Genomic DNA, 16,535 nt, shown 5'->3' on the forward strand with positions numbered 1-16,535 from the left:
AATTATTTTATTTGCCTTATGAAAAAAAACAAGTTTATAATATTGCTGTGCTTATCGGCAATGTGTTTTAGTTGTGGTACATATTTTAATCAACCTTTAGATATACAAGAAGCTAGATTAGGAGAAGACACAAAGATAAGTAAATCATTAAATAATCTTCCTTTACCTAACGAACCTGTAGTAGTTGGAGTATATAATTTTAGAGATCAAACAGGGCAATTTGTACCTACCGAAACAGGAAGTACATTTAGTACAGCTGTAACCCAAGGAACCACAGCAATTTTATTAAAAGCGTTAGAAGATTCTAAATGGTTTGTTCCTATCGAGCGTGAAAATTTAAATAACCTATTAAATGAGCGAAATATTATTCGTTCAACAAGACAAGAGTATTCAGCAGCTAATGGTACACAACCAGAGCGGTTAGCTCCTTTATTATTTGCAGGAATACTTTTAGAAGGAGGAATTATTTCTTATGATTCCAATATTGTTACAGGAGGATTAGGAGCGCGTTACTTTGGCGTTGGAGGTTCTACACAATATAGACAAGATCGTGTTACGGTATATTTAAGAGCGGTATCTACATCTACTGGAGAAATATTAAAAACAGTTTATGTTTCAAAAACAATTTTATCACAAGCTTTAGATGCTAGCTTTTTCAGATTTGTCAATTTTCAAAGATTATTAGAAGTCGAAACAGGGTTTACTCGTAATGAACCTGTACAATTAGCAGTAACTGAAGCGATAGAGAAATCTGTACGTTCTTTAATTATAGAAGGTATTAAAGATGGTATATGGACAAATAGAAAAGAAGATCAGGTTGAAGTTAATCGATTAATAACAGATTACAATTTAGAAACTGTTGATGCTGCTGACACAAAACTTTACGATAGATTATATAAAGAAAGAAGAGGTGAAACAGCTATTAATGTTGCCTTAGGAGCGAGTTTGATAGATGGTGATTTAGGAAGCCCTAGACCAGAAATTTTTGGAAGAATTGGATACAAAAAATTTGTAAACCCATTTATTAATATTAATGGATCATTAAACCAATTTAATTTAGAAAATGAAGGTACGTTTAAACAGGATTTTACATCTGTGGATTTTAATGCTGAATATACAGTATTACCTTTTGATCAATTAACACCATTTATATATGCAGGTTTTGGAGCTAATTTTGCTAACTCGTTTTCTAAAATAGACCCTAAAATTCAATATGGATTAGGGTTAGAGTATCTAATTACTGAAGGATTAGGTATTAATCTTTTTGCAGAACAAAATATTGTATTTAGTGATGAGCTAGATAATGTAATTAGTGGTAAAAGAGATGATTATTATTATAGATTTGGTTTAGGCCTTAACATTTATTTAAACCCACCAAAAACTAGTCGAAAAACAGAAAGCTTAAGAGCTAAAAAAGAGAGAAGAGAGCGAAGATTACTCAGAGATGAAAATATAAAAAACTCCAGAGAGAAGCGAAAAATTTTAAAATCGAATTTAACGGAATCTGATAAAACACAATCAGAAGAAGGAGTGGAAAAGAAAAATAATAATAAATAAACGCATAAGTATGTCTAAATATTTAAAATATATATTCTTAGCTACAATTATAATTACATTTAATAATTGTAGTGAAGATCCAATTGAAAATATTGCAACGGGAACACTCACAGGTATAGTCGTTATGAATGGTTCTAATGAACCAATAGAAAATGTTAGAATTTCTACTAACCCGAGTACAAGTACGGTATTTACTGATGAAAATGGAGAATTTACTATAGAAGATGTCCCTGTGGATCAATATGCAGTACAAGCAGAATTAGAAGGGTTTTTAACTAGTTTTGAAGGTGCAACAATTACTGGAGGAACATCTACTAATGTAGTTTTTGATTTAAGAACTGATGATTCAAATAATAGACCACCTACAACACCAATATTAATAACTCCTGCCGATAATGCTGTTGATGTTCCATTAGAAACACAATTTAATTGGAGTGCTAGTGACCCTGATGATGATGATATTACTTTTAATATAGAAATAAGAAATGATATAGACGAGGAGATATTAGCATTTAGCACAGTTAACGACACATTTGTAGATGTTACAGGACTTAGATTTGGAGTAAAATATTTTTGGCAAGTAGAAGCTTCTGATGATGTAAATGATGATGAGATACAGAGTGAGATAAGTGCTTTTGAAACCATTGCAGCACCACAAAACAGGTTTTTATTTGTGAGAAATATAAATGGTAATAATGTTATTTTTTCGGCTGACGATGCTGGGAATGAATTGCAATTAACAGCTTCAACTACCAATAGTTTTAGACCTAGGCGAAACAATGCAGCAAATAGAGTTGCGTTTTTATCAAATAGTGGCGCTCAGACACATATCTTCACAATGGACCTTAATGGAGAGAATATACAACAAGTTACGTCTGCAGTTCAGGTAAATGGATTTAATTTGGATGAAGTTGATTTTGTATGGACAGAAAATGGAGGAAGATTATTATATTCTAATTTTGATCGTTTATATTCTATAAATGCAGATGGAACAAATTTGCAACAAATATATCAAACTACAGATGGAAGTTTTATTTCGGAAGTAGCTATAAGTGCAGATGAAAGTATTATTGTTTTAAAAACAAATGATGTTGATGGGTATAACGTTTCTATATTTACAATAAATAATTCAGGAACTATATTAGATACTGTTTTATCAGGAGTTTTAGGAGCAGCCGGTGGGTTAGATATTTCTTTTGATAATCAAAGTATATTATACTGGAGAGACATGTCTGGTAACGAAAACCCTAGTTTTAGACAGTTAGATTCAAGAGTGTTTATTTATGATGTAGCTACTGGAACGCCTACTGACTTATCTGCTCAAAAAACAGCTGGAACAAATGATTTTGATTGTCGTTTTGCACCTAATGAAGCTAGTGTAATTTTAACAAATACCTCTAATGATGGTATATCTCAAAAAGATGTTATTACTATTGAGATTGCTAATTTAGGAACCAGACCAGTATTATTTATGGATGCAGAGATGCCAGATTTTGAATAAATAATAATAACTTATTATAAAAAAGCGCACAATTAATATGATGCGCTTTTTTTATACCATCAATTTAGAAATAAGTATTTATTAAAGTACTTTTGCAAAATAGTATTTATAAAACAAGTTCTATGAGTCAAGAAGTGAGTAAACGATATGCACAACGCGGAGTATCTGCATCAAAAGAAGATGTGCATAATGCGATTAAAAATATAGATAAAGGGCTTTTTCCTAAAGCTTTTTGCAAGATTGTACCAGATTACCTTACTCATAGTGATGATCATTGTTTAATAATGCATGCCGATGGAGCTGGTACAAAAAGTGCTTTAGCATATATGTATTGGAAAGAAACAGGAGATGTGTCAGTATGGAAAGGGATTGCTCAGGATGCTTTAATAATGAATATTGATGACCTTTTGTGTGTTGGAGCTACAGACGATATAATGTTGTCATCAACCATAGGGAGGAATAAAAACTTAATTACTGGAGACGTACTTTCTGCTATTATAAATGGTACTGAAGAATTAATTGAAGAATTAAAAAACTTTGGAGTGACTATACATTCTACAGGAGGTGAAACAGCAGATGTTGGTGATTTGGTACGTACGATTATTGTAGATTCTACGGTTACGGCACGTATGAAGCGTACTGATGTTATTGACAACTCTAATATTAAATCAGGAGATGTCATTGTAGGTTTAGCTTCTTTTGGACAAGCAACCTATGAGAAGTCTTATAACGGAGGTATGGGTAGTAATGGTTTAACTTCTGCTAGACACGATGTATTTCACAACTATTTAGCGACTAAGTATCCCGAAAGTTTTGATGCAGCTGTACCAGAAGATTTAGTGTACTCTGGAAATACAAAACTTACTGATGAAGTTGCAAATTCACCAATAGATGCTGGGCAGTTAGTGTTATCGCCAACACGTACTTATGCGCCTATTATAAAAGCAATTCTTTCAAAATACAAAAGTAATACTGTACATGGTATGATCCATTGTAGTGGAGGAGCTCAAACTAAAATCCTTCATTTTGTAGACAAGCTTCATATTATAAAAAATAATATGTTTGATATACCTCCATTATTTAAATTAATACAAGAACAATCTAAAACAGATTGGAAAGAAATGTACCAAGTTTTTAATTGCGGACATCGTATGGAATTATATGTGTCACCTGAAATTGCTGAAGACATTATAAATATTTCAAAATCTTTTAATGTAGATGCTCAAATTATAGGGCGTGTTGAAGCTAGTGATTCAAAAAAACTAACGATAACAAGTGAATTTGGCACTTTTGAATATTAAAATTACTTTCCCTTAAAGGCGTCAGGAAATCCATAAATATTAAAATCCCATAGCAGAGGTAATAAAAAATATGCTGCTAAAGTGAGTATTATAATAGAAATAATATTCATCCAAATACCAGTGCGTATCATATCAGGAATTTTTAAGTATCCCGAACCAAAAACAACAGCATTAGGTGGTGTTGCTACAGGTAACATAAAAGCGCAAGATGCAGCAATGGTAATACCAACCATTAAAGTATATGGGTGAAGATCTAACACAAAAGCAATAGGAGCGATAACAGGAAGTAACATTGCTGTAGTTGCAAGGTTAGATGTGATCTCTGTTAAAAAATTAACTGCAAAAATGAGTAGCAGTAATAATGCGAATAGAGGTAGCGCTTCTGCTAAAGAAATTTGAGATCCTATCCATAAAGCAAGCCCGCTAGATTTAAATCCTTCTGCTAGTGCTAAACCACCTCCAAATAGTAAAAGAATTCCCCAAGGTAATTTTACAGCACTTTCCCAATCTATAATACGTTTCTCTTTTTGAGATTTGGCTGGCAACAAAAATAAAGCGGTGGCGCTTATTAAAGCAATTATAGTATCATCAATGGCAGGGATTAAAGGTTTTAATAAAAACGAACGAGTAATCCACAAAAATGCAGTAATTATAAACACAATAAGCACTGTTTTTTCTTCGTAACTAATATGCCCTAATTGATTAATTTGTTTTTTGATCTCTGCCTTTCCTCCAGGGAATTCTTTTTGTTTAAATGTAAAAGCAACTTTAGTTAAATAATTCCAACAAATAATTAATAAGAAAACAGAAATAGGTAGCCCAAAAATTATCCATTTTGAAAACGTGAGTTCAATATCATAAAGATCATTTAAAATACCTGCTAAAATAAGATTAGGAGGTGTGCCAATTAAAGTTGCAATGCCACCAATAGAAGCACTATATGCTATCCCTAGCATTAAGGCTTTTCCAAAAATATTGTTTTCATTTTCAATAGTATCTGGATTGTCTTTTAATTGTGAAATAATAGCCATACCAATGGGTAACATCATTACAGAAGTGGCTGTGTTGGAAATCCACATTGATAAAAATGCAGTGGCTACCATAAATCCAAGAATAATGCGACTAACACTGGTTCCGATAATACTAATTATATTTAAGGCGATGCGCTTATGTAAGTTCCATTTTTCAATGGCAATGGCTAAAATAAATCCACCTACATATAAAAACACATATTTGTGCCCAAAGGAAGCAGTAGTTTGTGAAAGTTCCAAAGCACCTGTAAGTGGAAATAAAATAATAGGGAGCATTGCTGTAACAGCTATAGGAATAACTTCTAAAATCCACCAAGCTGCTACCCAAAGTGTAGTTGCTAAAACAGCATTAGCTTCTTTAGATAATCCTTCAGGATGTATATATAATAATGTAAGTGTAAAGAAAATAGGGCCTAAAAGAAATCCTATTTTTTTTATAATTGATTGCGGCATTGATAAAAATTAACAAATGCAAAATACAATAAAAAAGGATTAGTCTTTAATTAAAAATTGAAGCTTTTCTTTAGAGGCGTATTTTGAAAACTTATGAAGAATTAATTTTAGCTTTGGATTTATAAATTGCTCACAAAAGGGTTTATAAGGATTATTGTAATAATAATTTGTAATTGCTTCCCGTGATGGTTTAAAAGCTTTAAAAGGTAAAATTTGAGTTATTATAGAAGTGTTAAAATCAGATTGAAGTTGAGTGATAATATTTTTTAAATCTACTTTTTGAGGTTCTTTAAAGTAATAAACAGCAGATCGATACTTACTTCTCATCGAGTGATTTGAAGTTGATTTATGCGTATGTAAATGAATATTTGTTAGTGTTTCTAGAGGAATAATTTCTGAATTAAATGTTACAATAACAGCTTCAGAAAAAGTATCATTAAGATCTTCAGAAGCAATCCATCCTTGCTCTACATTTTCAACCCCAATTAAAGATTGAAATACGGCTTCTGTACACCAATGACATCCACCTCCAAACCCTATTTTAGATAACATATTCATTATAGTAAAGTTGTCGCAAAAATTAAGATAAACTTCCCATGTTTAAATAATTGTAATCTTCAAGCTCATGGAGATTACTAATTAGTTTTGTAGAACCATTTTTTATTAAATATATAGAATTAGAAATATCAATAATATCTCTGTACATGTGATCTGTTACTATAATAGCTTTATTTTTTTTTTCTTCACTTATTAGCGTCTTTACAATTTCAATATATAAAGGTGATAAATGAGAAAATGGTTCGTCAAGTATTACAATTTTACTAGGACTTTTTAAAGTGAGATATATTTCTATAATTCGTTGCTCTCCACCAGAAAGATTATAAATAAAACGTTTCTCATATTTTGAAAATGATTCAAATTTAGTTTTAAAAACCTCCCAATCAACGTTATAAAGTTTAAAAGCTTTATTTAGTTTTATGCGATTAGGAATTAACTGATGTTGAGGTAAATATTTAACTAAATGTGTCCTGTATAAGGACTTTAAAATAGGTTTTTTATCAATACGAATCAATTTATATTTGGGTTTTCTATTTCCAAAAATGATTTCTAATAAAGAAGTTTTTCCAGAACCATTATTACCTAATATTCCAGTTACTTTACCAGTTTCCGCTTTTAAATAAATACCGTTTAAAATACACTTACTAGAAAAATTAAGTTCTACGTTATCGATTTCTAAAATCATATAAACTCTTTAATAACTATTAAGAAGGTAATAGTTATAAAGATATCAACTAAAAATAGAATAGAAAAAAGTTTAAAGGTAGAAATGCCTAAATTTTTATAAAACACGAGTTTTCGTCTAGCACTGGTTTCATTAAACATGTACCATAAAAAAACAACTAAAAACAATTTTGTAATAATAGCTGGCGCAATAAATGGCATAAATATTACGATAGCAATATTCACGAGAAATGACCCAAGCACAAAAGGCCTGTAAAATGCAAGAATAGTTAGTAGCTGTTGCATATTTACACTAATAACGAAAGATAAACAGAAATATTTTTTACATTAAAATTGAGTGTAAATTAGGGGCGCCAAAAATTCATAAATTATTGTACTTTTGTTTGATAATTTTAAGATTGCAGATGTTAGAAAAGATACAAATAGTAAAACAACGTTTTGACGAGGTAAGTGATTTAATTATCCAGCCAGACATTATTATGGATCAAAAACGTTATGTACAACTAAATAAAGAATATAAAGATTTAAAGAAGGTTGTTGATAAAGGAGAAATTTATAAACGCCTTAAAGATAATATAGCTGAAGCTGAAGAAATTATTGCAGATGGTTCTGATGCAGAAATGGTAGAAATGGCAAAGATGGAGATAGATGAAGCCAAAGAACAACTACCAACTTTAGAAGGAGAAATTAAATTTTTATTAATTCCTAAAGATCCTGATGATGCTAAAAATGTTGTAGTAGAAGTGCGTGCTGGAACTGGAGGAGATGAGGCTAGTATTTTTGCTGGAGACTTATATCGCATGTATTCAAAATATTGTAGTGATAAAGGATGGCGTGTTGATGTTGTGAGTATGAATGAAGGAACTTCTGGAGGTTTTAAAGAAGTGATTTTTGAGGTGTCTGGCGAAGATGTTTATGGGACAATGAAGTTTGAAGCTGGAGTACATCGTGTACAACGGGTACCACAAACAGAAACACAAGGGAGAGTACATACTAGTGCTGCAACTGTAGTGGTTATGCCAGAAGCTGAAGAATTTGATTATGAATTAGATATGACAGAAGTTCGTATTGAACGTACGACATCTACAGGTCCAGGAGGGCAATCTGTAAATACAACCTATTCAGCAATAAAATTACATCACGAACCCACTGGAATGATCGTGAGCTGTCAAGATCAAAAATCATCTCATAAAAACTTAGAAAAAGCATTAAAAGTTTTAAGATCACGTTTATATGAAGAAGAATTAAGAAAACGCCAAGCTGCCGATTCTGAAAAACGTAAAAGCATGGTGTCTTCTGGAGATCGTAGTGCAAAAATCAGAACTTATAATTACCCGCAAGGGCGTGTTACTGATCATAGAATAGGATTAACACTTTATGATCTGTCAAATATTATTAATGGAGATATTCAAAAAATTATTGATGAATTAATGTTAGCAGAAAATACAGAGATGTTAAAAGCTAATGATGATGTAATTTAAATGATGTACCTCTTTTTGTTGAGGCTTTTTCCTTTGTTATTATCACATTTGATGTGGAAACTGAAAAATAAAATATATCCTGAATCAAGTTCAGGATGACAAAAAAATACTATTGACAACAAAAGAACTCTTAGTACAAATCCACAAAAAAAAATCCTTTTTATGTATAGGATTAGATGTTGATTTAAATAAAATTCCTTCACATCTTTTACAAGAAGAAGATCCAATATTTGCATTCAACAAAGCGATCATAGATGCCACACATCGATTGTGTGTAGCTTACAAACCAAACACAGCATTTTATGAAGCCTATGGATTAAAAGGATGGAAAGCACTTGAGAAGACAATTAATTACCTTAATGAGAATTATCCTGAAATCTACACTATAGCAGATGCTAAACGTGGTGATATTGGAAATACAAGTACAATGTATGCCAAAGCGTTTTTAGAAGATTTAGGTTTTGATAGCGTTACTGTTGCGCCTTATATGGGAAAAGATTCTGTAGAACCTTTTCTAGCATTTAAAGATAAACATACTATTTTATTGGCGTTAACCTCTAATCAAGGCGCGTTTGATTTTCAAACTAAAACTATTGATAATAAAGAAATGTACAAACAGGTTTTAGAAACCTCTAAAACCTGGGAAAATTCTGAGAACTTAATGTATGTAGTAGGAGCAACTAAGGCTGAGTATTTTGCAGATATTCGAAATATAATTCCAAATAGTTTTTTATTAGTACCAGGTGTTGGAGCTCAAGGAGGTAATTTGCAAGATGTTTGTAAATATGGAATGAATGCTTCTGTTGGGTTATTGATAAACTCTTCTCGTGGAATTATTTATGCTTCTAATGATGAAAATTTTGCACAAGCTTCTGCTCTAAAAGCACAAGAACTACAAAAACAAATGGAAGTTGAATTACAACGCCACTACGAGGAGGAATGACGAAGTAGTCTCATAAAATAATGAGATTGCCACAGAAATAAATTTTCTCAGCAATGACAATTTTAATCAAAGATCAGCTTCAACGAACACTGTATTTAAAAGATACTCCCCAACGAATCATTTCGTTAGTACCATCACAAACAGAATTACTTTGCGATTTAGGGTTAGAAGAAAGCATAATTGGTGTGACTAAATTTTGTGTTCATCCAAGACATTTAAAAAAAGCAAAAACTATTGTAGGTGGTACTAAACAAGTTAAAACAGCTGTTGTCAGGTCTCTAAATCCAGATATTATTTTATGTAATAAAGAAGAGAATTCACTTGAAATTCTTCAACAAATGGAGCAAATTGCTCTTGTACATATGAGTGATATTTTTACTTTAGATGATAGTTTCGATTTGATAAAAACTTATGGAAAAATATTTAATTGTGAAATTAATGCTTCAAAAATTGTAAATAAAATTCAATTTAATTTAAAAGAATTTCAAGAGTTTATATCAAGCAAACCCGAGTTACGTGTTGCATATTTTATTTGGAGAGAACCTTGGATGGTAGCAGCTCAAAAAACATTTATTCATCATTTATTGGAAATTAATAAATTTAAAAATGTATATTCTGATTTAGAACGTTATCCAGAGGTAGATATTAAAGAAATGTGTTTTAAAAAACAGCCAGAACTAATTTTGTTATCAAGCGAGCCGTTTCCATTTAAAGAAAAACATATTAAAGAATTTGATCCTTTTATAAAAGATTCTAAAGTAATTTTAGTTGATGGCGAATATTTTTCTTGGTACGGATCAAGACTTATAAAAGCCTTTCAATATTTTAAAAACTTGAGAATAAACTTAACTTAATTTAAAGACTGGAGTTCGTTTAATTTGTCAAGAATTTTAAATGCTTTGTACTCTGAAATTTCACTTATAGAAGAATCTAACTGACTGTAATTATAAGCCTCTTCAATAAGTTCACGATAACGTTGTTGTAATAAACTTTGTTTTTCTTGTGTGCTTGATGGATTGCCCATTTGATCTAAAATTAGTTGGTTCTTAATTTTTAGTTAAAAATATCTATATAAAATACTAATAACAAGTTGTTTATGAATAGTTTAACAAAGAAAGTCTGTTTAAAACTTTTAAACAGACCTCTTGACTAACTAACTTTTACTAACCTAAATTTATAGGCCTTATTGTATTTGAAGAGTAACAAATATGATCTATTTTTTTAGTTTGCATGTTATATTAATATTAGCATTATATTAATTCATTCCTTATCTTTAAAACAATATCAATCAAATAAAAATAGATATGAGGTATTTAATAATAACTTTTGTTTTTATGCTAAGTTTTTCTTCTATAAAAGCTCAGAACACCACTACATGTAATTGCTGTTCAGAAACTCATGCTGAATTTGATTTTTGGATCGGCAAATGGAATGTTACAAACCCTAATGGTTCTCCAGCAGGAGAAAATAAAATTGAAAAGATCCAAAGTAATTGTGTACTACGTGAAAATTGGAAGAGTGCTACTGTAGGTTATACAGGAACAAGTTATAATTTTTACAATGCTCAAAAAAAGCAATGGGAGCAAATTTGGATAGATAATCAAGGAGGTAACCTACACTTAAAAGGATATAAAAAGGGAAATCAAATGATTTTACAAACTGATGAAGCTAAAAATGATAAAGGGGAATCATTTATACATAGAGTTACTTGGACAGAAAATGATGATGGATCTGTTCGTCAGTTATGGGAAACAATTACTAATGGCAAAAAAATAACTGTAGCTTTTGATGGCTTATATAAAAAAGCAAAATAAGTTTATTATAATTTTTTGTCTTGCAATGCGAAAACACGCCTTAATAAATCTGTTCCTCTAGAAGATAATTTTGTTCTAATTTCTTTTTCTTCAACAGCAATCATAGTATATACCCCTTTTAAGGCTTCGTTGGTCACGTAATTAGTTAAATTTGGATTTACATCATTTGTAAAAGGAATTGTATTGTATTTAGTAATTAAATTTTCCCAGATTTGATCTGCTCCAACTTTAGCAAAAGAGCTTTTAATTATTGGTTCGAATTTGCTATATAAAGCTGTTTGGGTTTTACTTGTTAAGTATTGCGTTGCAGCGTCTTGATTTCCTAATAATATATTCTTGGCGTCAGCAAAAGTAATCTCTTTAACAGCATTAACAAAGATAGGAGTAGCTTCTTTAACAGCATCTTCGGCAGCACTATTTAATAACTTTAAACCTTGATCGGCAAGACTACTCAATCCAATTTTTCGTAATGCTGTGTCTACTTTTTGAAGCTCTTCTGGTAATAAAATTTTAACTAGTTCATTATTAAAAAAACCGCCTTCCGATGTTAGCTTGCTAACTTGTTTGTCGATGCCTTGATCTAAAGCTTGTCGTAAACCAGATCCAATATCAAAATTACTAAGAGGTCCTTGTTGTGGAAGTTGACTAACAACTTGTTGTAATTCGTCACAAGCAGTAAGATTAAAAAATAAAATAAGTAGTATGAGTTTTCGTAACATAACTTGATGATTTAGTATCTTTAACAAAGATAACTTTTACAAATGAAAATAATTCAAATTCCATTTCTATTATCAATTATCATACTACTTTCTTTTAGCTGTGAAGAAAATAAAATAGCTTATCCAGAACAATATATAACCATTTTAGGAGAAGCACAAGATGCTGGATTTCCACATATTAATAACCCAAAAGAATGGAATGATGTGCGAAATGGAATTAAAAAAAGAAAGCTAGCAACAAGCATAGGGCTTATAGATCAAAGCACAAAGCAAAAATGGTTGTTTGAAGCTACACCAGATATGCCTCAGCAATTACATATTTTGGAAAACGATCACTTAAAAACTGATAAAATAATAGATGGCATTTTTTTAACACATGCACATATTGGTCATTACACAGGGATAATGCATTTTGGTAGAGAAGCTATGGGTAGTAAAAATATTCCAGTATATGCAATGCCAAAAATGAAACAATTTTTAGAAAATAATGGACCATGGGATCAATTAGTATCACTAGAAAATATAAAATTGAAAAAGCTAAAAAATGACTCACTGATAACTTTAAACAATATATTAAAAGTGACTCCTTTTTTAGTACCCCATCGCGATGAATATTCAGAAACAGTAGGTTATAAAATTGAAGGAAAAAATAAAACAGCGTTATTTATTCCAGATATTAATAAATGGCATTTTTGGAATAAAAACATTATTGAAGAAGTCAAAAATGTAGATTATGCTTTTATTGATGCTACTTTTTTTAAAGAAGGAGAAGTGCCAAGACCAATGAGTGAAATTCCACATCCTTTTATTGAAGAAACAGTTAAACTTTTTGAAAATGAATCAGTAACCACAAAATCAAAAATTCATTTTATTCATTTAAATCATAGTAACCCTGCATTAAACGAAGCGCATTTTTTGAAAGATAGTATTCAAGCCTTAGGTTATCATTTTGCAAGTCAAAACGAAATATTTGGATTATAAGAATCCTTATATATTTCTTAAAAAACAATTAGATTTTTTGATTATTCCGTAAATTGCGGCACTTTAAAACAGATAATATTGTCAATGGAACAAGTAGCACCATATAAACCAAAATATAAAGTACGAATAGTAACTGCAGCCTCACTTTTTGATGGTCATGATGCAGCCATAAATATTATGCGTCGTATTATACAATCCACAGGAGTAGAAGTGATTCATTTAGGTCATGATAGAAGTGTAGAAGAAGTAGTAAATACAGCGATTCAAGAAGATGCAAATGCAATAGCTATGACTTCTTATCAAGGTGGTCATAATGAGTATTTTAAGTATATGTATGATTTGTTGAAAGAAAAAGGTGCAGAACATATTAAGATCTTTGGCGGAGGAGGAGGTGTAATTCTCCCTGAAGAAATACAAGAATTAATGGATTATGGAATTACTAGAATCTATTCTCCTGATGATGGTCGTGAATTAGGGCTTCAAGGAATGATCAATGACCTTGTGCAACAGTCTGATTTTGCTATCGGAAATTCTTTAAATGGAGAAGCTAAAATTTTAGCTAGCAAAAACCCAAAAGCCATTGCTCGTGTCATTTCTTCTGCCGAAAATTTCCCAGAAGTTGCGAAGGAAACATTAGATACAATACATCAAAAAAATAAAAATTCTAAAACACCTGTATTAGGGATTACCGGAACTGGTGGAGCAGGTAAATCATCTTTAGTTGATGAGTTAGTACGTCGTTTTTTAATTGATTTTCCAGAAAAAACCATAGGAATTGTATCTGTAGATCCATCTAAACGCAAAACAGGAGGAGCACTTTTAGGAGACCGTATTCGTATGAATGCGATTAACTCTCCAAGAGTATATATGCGTAGTTTAGCAACCCGTCAATCTAATTTAGCTTTATCTAAATATGTAAATGAGGCAGTTGAGGTGCTAAAAGCTGCCGAATACGATCTAATTATTTTAGAAACATCTGGTATTGGACAATCTGATACCGAAATTATAGAGCATAGCGATGTATCATTGTATGTAATGACTCCAGAATTTGGAGCAGCTACACAGCTGGAAAAAATTGATATGCTAGATTTTGCTGATTTAGTAGCAATTAATAAATTCGATAAAAGAGGTGCTTTAGATGCATTACGTGATGTGAAAAAGCAGTATATGCGAAATAATAACCTATGGCATGTACATCAAGATGATATGCCAGTTTTTGGCACGATTGCGTCACAGTTTAACGATCCTGGAATGAATACGCTTTATAAAGCGATAATGGACAAGATTGTTGAAAAAACAGAAATGGATGAATTAAAATCTACTTTTGAAATCTCGAAAGAGATGAGTGAGAAGATTTTTGTGATTCCACCATCAAGAACTCGTTATTTATCTGAAATATCAGAAAACAATCGCGCATATGACAAAACTGGAAATGCGCAAGTAGAAGTTGCTCAAAAACTTTATGGAATTTATAAAACATTAGAATCTGTTGTAGAAGTTACGCCAGAACTAGACAAAGCTGGAATCGCTTCAGAATCCATTCAATCTAATTCAGAAAATGAAGATTTTGTAAAGCTTTTGATTGCAGAATTTGACCGAGTTAAATTAAATCTTGATCCATATAATTGGGAAGTAATTACAGGTTGGAATGAAAAGGTAAATAAATACAAGAATCCTATTTATTCATTTAAAGTAAGAGACAAAGAGATTAAAATTGAAACGCATACAGAGTCACTTTCGCATACGCAAATTCCTAAAGTAGCTCTGCCTAAATATCAAGCTTGGGGAGACATTTTAAGATGGTGTTTGCAAGAAAATGTACCTGGGGAATTTCCGTATACCTCAGGCTTATATCCATTTAAGCGTACAGGAGAAGATCCAACACGTATGTTTGCAGGAGAAGGTGGACCAGAACGTACTAATCGCCGTTTTCATTATGTGAGTATGGGGTTACCAGCAAAACGATTATCAACAGCTTTTGATAGTGTAACGTTATATGGGAATGACCCAGATTATCGACCAGACATTTATGGAAAAATAGGTAATGCAGGAGTATCTATTTGCTGTTTAGATGATGCTAAAAAATTGTATTCTGGATTTAATTTAGCTCATGCAATGACATCGGTAAGTATGACCATTAATGGTCCTGCACCAATGTTATTAGGTTTCTTTATGAATGCAGCTATAGATCAGCAATGTGAAATATATATTAAAGAGCAAGGCCTTGAAAAAGAAACTGAAACCAAAATTGTAGAAATATACAAAAATAAGGGTGTAGAACGCCCAAGATATAATGGTGATTTGCCTGAAGGTAATGATGGTTTAGGATTAATGTTATTAGGAGTTACAGGTGATCAGGTATTACCTGCTGATGTATATCAAGATATTAAAGTAAAAACTATTGCACAAGTAAGAGGTACAGTGCAAGCTGATATTTTAAAAGAAGATCAAGCGCAAAATACATGTATATTTTCAACTGAGTTTGCATTGCGATTAATGGGAGATGTACAAGAGTATTTTATTGAAAATAATGTACGTAATTTCTATTCGGTATCTATTTCTGGATACCACATTGCTGAAGCAGGAGCAAATCCAATTACACAACTAGCATTAACATTAGCTAATGGATTTACTTATGTAGAATATTATTTATCTAGAGGAATGGATATTAATAAGTTTGGACCAAACTTATCATTTTTCTTTTCTAATGGTATTGATCCTGAATATGCTGTAATTGGGCGTGTAGCACGTAAAATTTGGGCAAAAGCGCTTAAACATAAATATAATGCTAATGCTAGAGCACAGATGTTAAAATATCATATTCAAACTTCTGGTCGTAGTTTACACGCTCAAGAGATTGATTTTAATGATATTCGGACAACGCTTCAGGCTTTATATGCAATTTACGATAACTGTAACTCATTGCACACTAATGCTTATGACGAGGCGATTACAACACCTACAGAAGAATCTGTACGTAGAGCAATGGCTATTCAATTAATTATAAACAAAGAATTAGGATTAGCAAAAAATGAAAACCCTATACAAGGATCATTTATTATTGAAGAGTTGACTGATTTAGTTGAAGAAGCAGTATTAACAGAATTTGATCGAATTACAGAACGTGGTGGTGTGCTTGGTGCTATGGAAACGATGTACCAACGTAGTAAAATACAAGAAGAGAGTTTGTATTATGAAACATTAAAGCATAATGGTGACTTCCCAATAATTGGAGTAAATACTTTTTTAAGTTCTAAAGGATCACCAACGGTTGTGCCTAAAGAAGTAATTCGTGCTACTGAAGAGGAGAAGCAATTCCAGATAGATACATTGGCAGATCTTCATAAAGGGAATGATACAATTACATTATTAAAGGATTTACAACATAAAGCTATACATAATGAAAATATATTTGAAGCTCTGATGGAAGTATGTAAAGTATGCTCGTTAGGACAGATCACTTCAGCATTATTTGAAGTAGGAGGGCAGTACCGTAGGAATATGTAATAAAT

15 protein-coding genes are annotated in these 16,535 nt (G+C 31.4%); 9 read left to right on the forward strand and 6 right to left on the reverse strand.

The window, feature by feature from the left end; all coding sequences use genetic code 11:
* Nucleotides 1-18 precede the first annotated feature (18 nt).
* The 3 genes from D1817_05365 to D1817_05375 all read left to right on the forward strand — a co-directional run bounded on the left by D1817_05365 (nt 19) and on the right by D1817_05375 (nt 4,359).
* Complete coding sequence (locus D1817_05365) at nt 19-1,557, forward strand: hypothetical protein (GenBank protein ID AXT19319.1); 1,539 nt, start codon at nt 19-21, stop codon at nt 1,555-1,557.
* 10 nt (nt 1,558-1,567) lie between these two features.
* Nucleotides 1,568-3,058 carry a hypothetical protein gene (locus D1817_05370; protein AXT19320.1) on the forward strand — a complete coding sequence of 497 codons (1,491 nt, stop codon included), beginning with the start codon at nt 1,568-1,570 and terminating at the stop codon, nt 3,056-3,058.
* Nucleotides 3,059-3,180: 122 nt separating this feature from the next.
* Complete coding sequence (locus D1817_05375; GenBank protein ID AXT19321.1) at nt 3,181-4,359, forward strand: phosphoribosylformylglycinamidine cyclo-ligase; 1,179 nt, start codon at nt 3,181-3,183, stop codon at nt 4,357-4,359.
* Nucleotides 4,360-4,361: 2 nt separating this feature from the next.
* Here the strand turns inward: D1817_05375 and D1817_05380 are convergent, their stop codons facing one another.
* The 4 genes from D1817_05380 to D1817_05395 are packed head-to-tail and all read right to left on the reverse strand — an operon-like array spanning nt 4,362 to nt 7,370.
* A complete protein-coding gene (locus D1817_05380) occupies nt 4,362-5,843 on the reverse strand; it encodes a DASS family sodium-coupled anion symporter (GenBank protein ID AXT19322.1) in 1,482 nt (493 codons plus the stop codon).
* 39 nt (nt 5,844-5,882) lie between these two features.
* The gene (locus D1817_05385; protein AXT21232.1) at nt 5,883-6,395 is read right to left on the reverse strand and encodes a peptide methionine sulfoxide reductase; all 513 of its coding nucleotides are present in this window, start codon (nt 6,393-6,395) and stop codon (nt 5,883-5,885) included.
* 28 nt (nt 6,396-6,423) lie between these two features.
* Nucleotides 6,424-7,086, reverse strand: a complete 663-nt coding sequence (locus tag D1817_05390; GenBank protein ID AXT19323.1) for an ABC transporter ATP-binding protein — start codon at nt 7,084-7,086, stop codon at nt 6,424-6,426.
* On the reverse strand, nt 7,083-7,370 hold the full coding sequence (locus tag D1817_05395) for a hypothetical protein (GenBank protein ID AXT19324.1): 288 nt from the start codon (nt 7,368-7,370) through the stop codon (nt 7,083-7,085). Before D1817_05395 ends, D1817_05390 begins: the two co-directional genes overlap by 4 nt.
* A gap of 119 nt (nt 7,371-7,489) precedes the next feature.
* Between D1817_05395 and prfA the strand changes: the two genes are divergently transcribed.
* The 3 genes from prfA (at nt 7,490) to D1817_05410 (ending at nt 10,363) form a co-directional block, all read left to right on the forward strand.
* Entirely contained in the window at nt 7,490-8,566 is a 1,077-nt protein-coding gene (gene prfA, locus D1817_05400) for a peptide chain release factor 1 (GenBank protein ID AXT19325.1), read from the forward strand.
* A gap of 112 nt (nt 8,567-8,678) precedes the next feature.
* Nucleotides 8,679-9,509, forward strand: a complete 831-nt coding sequence (pyrF, locus tag D1817_05405; protein AXT19326.1) for an orotidine-5'-phosphate decarboxylase — start codon at nt 8,679-8,681, stop codon at nt 9,507-9,509.
* Nucleotides 9,510-9,562: 53 nt separating this feature from the next.
* Complete coding sequence (locus D1817_05410; GenBank protein ID AXT19327.1) at nt 9,563-10,363, forward strand: cobalamin-binding protein; 801 nt, start codon at nt 9,563-9,565, stop codon at nt 10,361-10,363.
* Here D1817_05410 and D1817_05415 read toward each other — a convergent pair.
* Entirely contained in the window at nt 10,360-10,533 is a 174-nt protein-coding gene (locus tag D1817_05415; protein AXT19328.1) for a Lacal_2735 family protein, read from the reverse strand. The genes D1817_05410 and D1817_05415 overlap by 4 nt on opposite strands.
* A gap of 280 nt (nt 10,534-10,813) precedes the next feature.
* Between D1817_05415 and D1817_05420 the strand changes: the two genes are divergently transcribed.
* Nucleotides 10,814-11,323, forward strand: a complete 510-nt coding sequence (locus D1817_05420) for a hypothetical protein (GenBank protein ID AXT19329.1) — start codon at nt 10,814-10,816, stop codon at nt 11,321-11,323.
* Between the two features lie 5 nt (nt 11,324-11,328).
* Here the strand turns inward: D1817_05420 and D1817_05425 are convergent, their stop codons facing one another.
* Nucleotides 11,329-12,042, reverse strand: a complete 714-nt coding sequence (locus tag D1817_05425; GenBank protein AXT19330.1) for a DUF4197 domain-containing protein — start codon at nt 12,040-12,042, stop codon at nt 11,329-11,331.
* A 42-nt stretch (nt 12,043-12,084) separates the two neighbouring features.
* Between D1817_05425 and D1817_05430 the strand changes: the two genes are divergently transcribed.
* Both D1817_05430 and D1817_05435 read left to right on the forward strand, forming a co-directional pair.
* A complete protein-coding gene (locus D1817_05430) occupies nt 12,085-13,023 on the forward strand; it encodes an MBL fold metallo-hydrolase (protein ID AXT19331.1) in 939 nt (312 codons plus the stop codon).
* An 84-nt stretch (nt 13,024-13,107) separates the two neighbouring features.
* Nucleotides 13,108-16,530 carry a methylmalonyl-CoA mutase gene (locus D1817_05435; GenBank protein AXT19332.1) on the forward strand — a complete coding sequence of 1,141 codons (3,423 nt, stop codon included), beginning with the start codon at nt 13,108-13,110 and terminating at the stop codon, nt 16,528-16,530.
* Nucleotides 16,531-16,535: the final 5 nt, after the last annotated feature.

The organism is Flavobacteriaceae bacterium, assembly GCA_003443635.1.
In the GTDB taxonomy this organism is placed as follows: Bacteria; Bacteroidota; Bacteroidia; order Flavobacteriales; family Flavobacteriaceae; genus AU392.

What these genes read in the sequence shown, in the direction of transcription:
- D1817_05365 (AXT19319.1), top strand. Translation starts at nt 19, where the DNA reads ATGAAAAAAAACAAGTTTATAATATTGCTGTGCTTATCGGCAATGTGT.
- D1817_05415 (AXT19328.1), bottom strand. Translation starts at nt 10,533, where the DNA reads ATGGGCAATCCATCAAGCACACAAGAAAAACAAAGTTTATTACAACAA.
- D1817_05390 (AXT19323.1), bottom strand. Translation starts at nt 7,086, where the DNA reads ATGATTTTAGAAATCGATAACGTAGAACTTAATTTTTCTAGTAAGTGT.
- D1817_05435 (AXT19332.1), top strand. Translation starts at nt 13,108, where the DNA reads ATGGAACAAGTAGCACCATATAAACCAAAATATAAAGTACGAATAGTA.
- D1817_05375 (AXT19321.1), top strand. Translation starts at nt 3,181, where the DNA reads ATGAGTCAAGAAGTGAGTAAACGATATGCACAACGCGGAGTATCTGCA.
- D1817_05430 (AXT19331.1), top strand. Translation starts at nt 12,085, where the DNA reads ATGAAAATAATTCAAATTCCATTTCTATTATCAATTATCATACTACTT.
- prfA (AXT19325.1), top strand. Translation starts at nt 7,490, where the DNA reads ATGTTAGAAAAGATACAAATAGTAAAACAACGTTTTGACGAGGTAAGT.
- D1817_05425 (AXT19330.1), bottom strand. Translation starts at nt 12,042, where the DNA reads ATGTTACGAAAACTCATACTACTTATTTTATTTTTTAATCTTACTGCT.
- D1817_05380 (AXT19322.1), bottom strand. Translation starts at nt 5,843, where the DNA reads ATGCCGCAATCAATTATAAAAAAAATAGGATTTCTTTTAGGCCCTATT.
- D1817_05420 (AXT19329.1), top strand. Translation starts at nt 10,814, where the DNA reads ATGAGGTATTTAATAATAACTTTTGTTTTTATGCTAAGTTTTTCTTCT.
- D1817_05385 (AXT21232.1), bottom strand. Translation starts at nt 6,395, where the DNA reads ATGTTATCTAAAATAGGGTTTGGAGGTGGATGTCATTGGTGTACAGAA.
- D1817_05370 (AXT19320.1), top strand. Translation starts at nt 1,568, where the DNA reads ATGTCTAAATATTTAAAATATATATTCTTAGCTACAATTATAATTACA.
- D1817_05395 (AXT19324.1), bottom strand. Translation starts at nt 7,370, where the DNA reads ATGCAACAGCTACTAACTATTCTTGCATTTTACAGGCCTTTTGTGCTT.
- D1817_05410 (AXT19327.1), top strand. Translation starts at nt 9,563, where the DNA reads ATGACAATTTTAATCAAAGATCAGCTTCAACGAACACTGTATTTAAAA.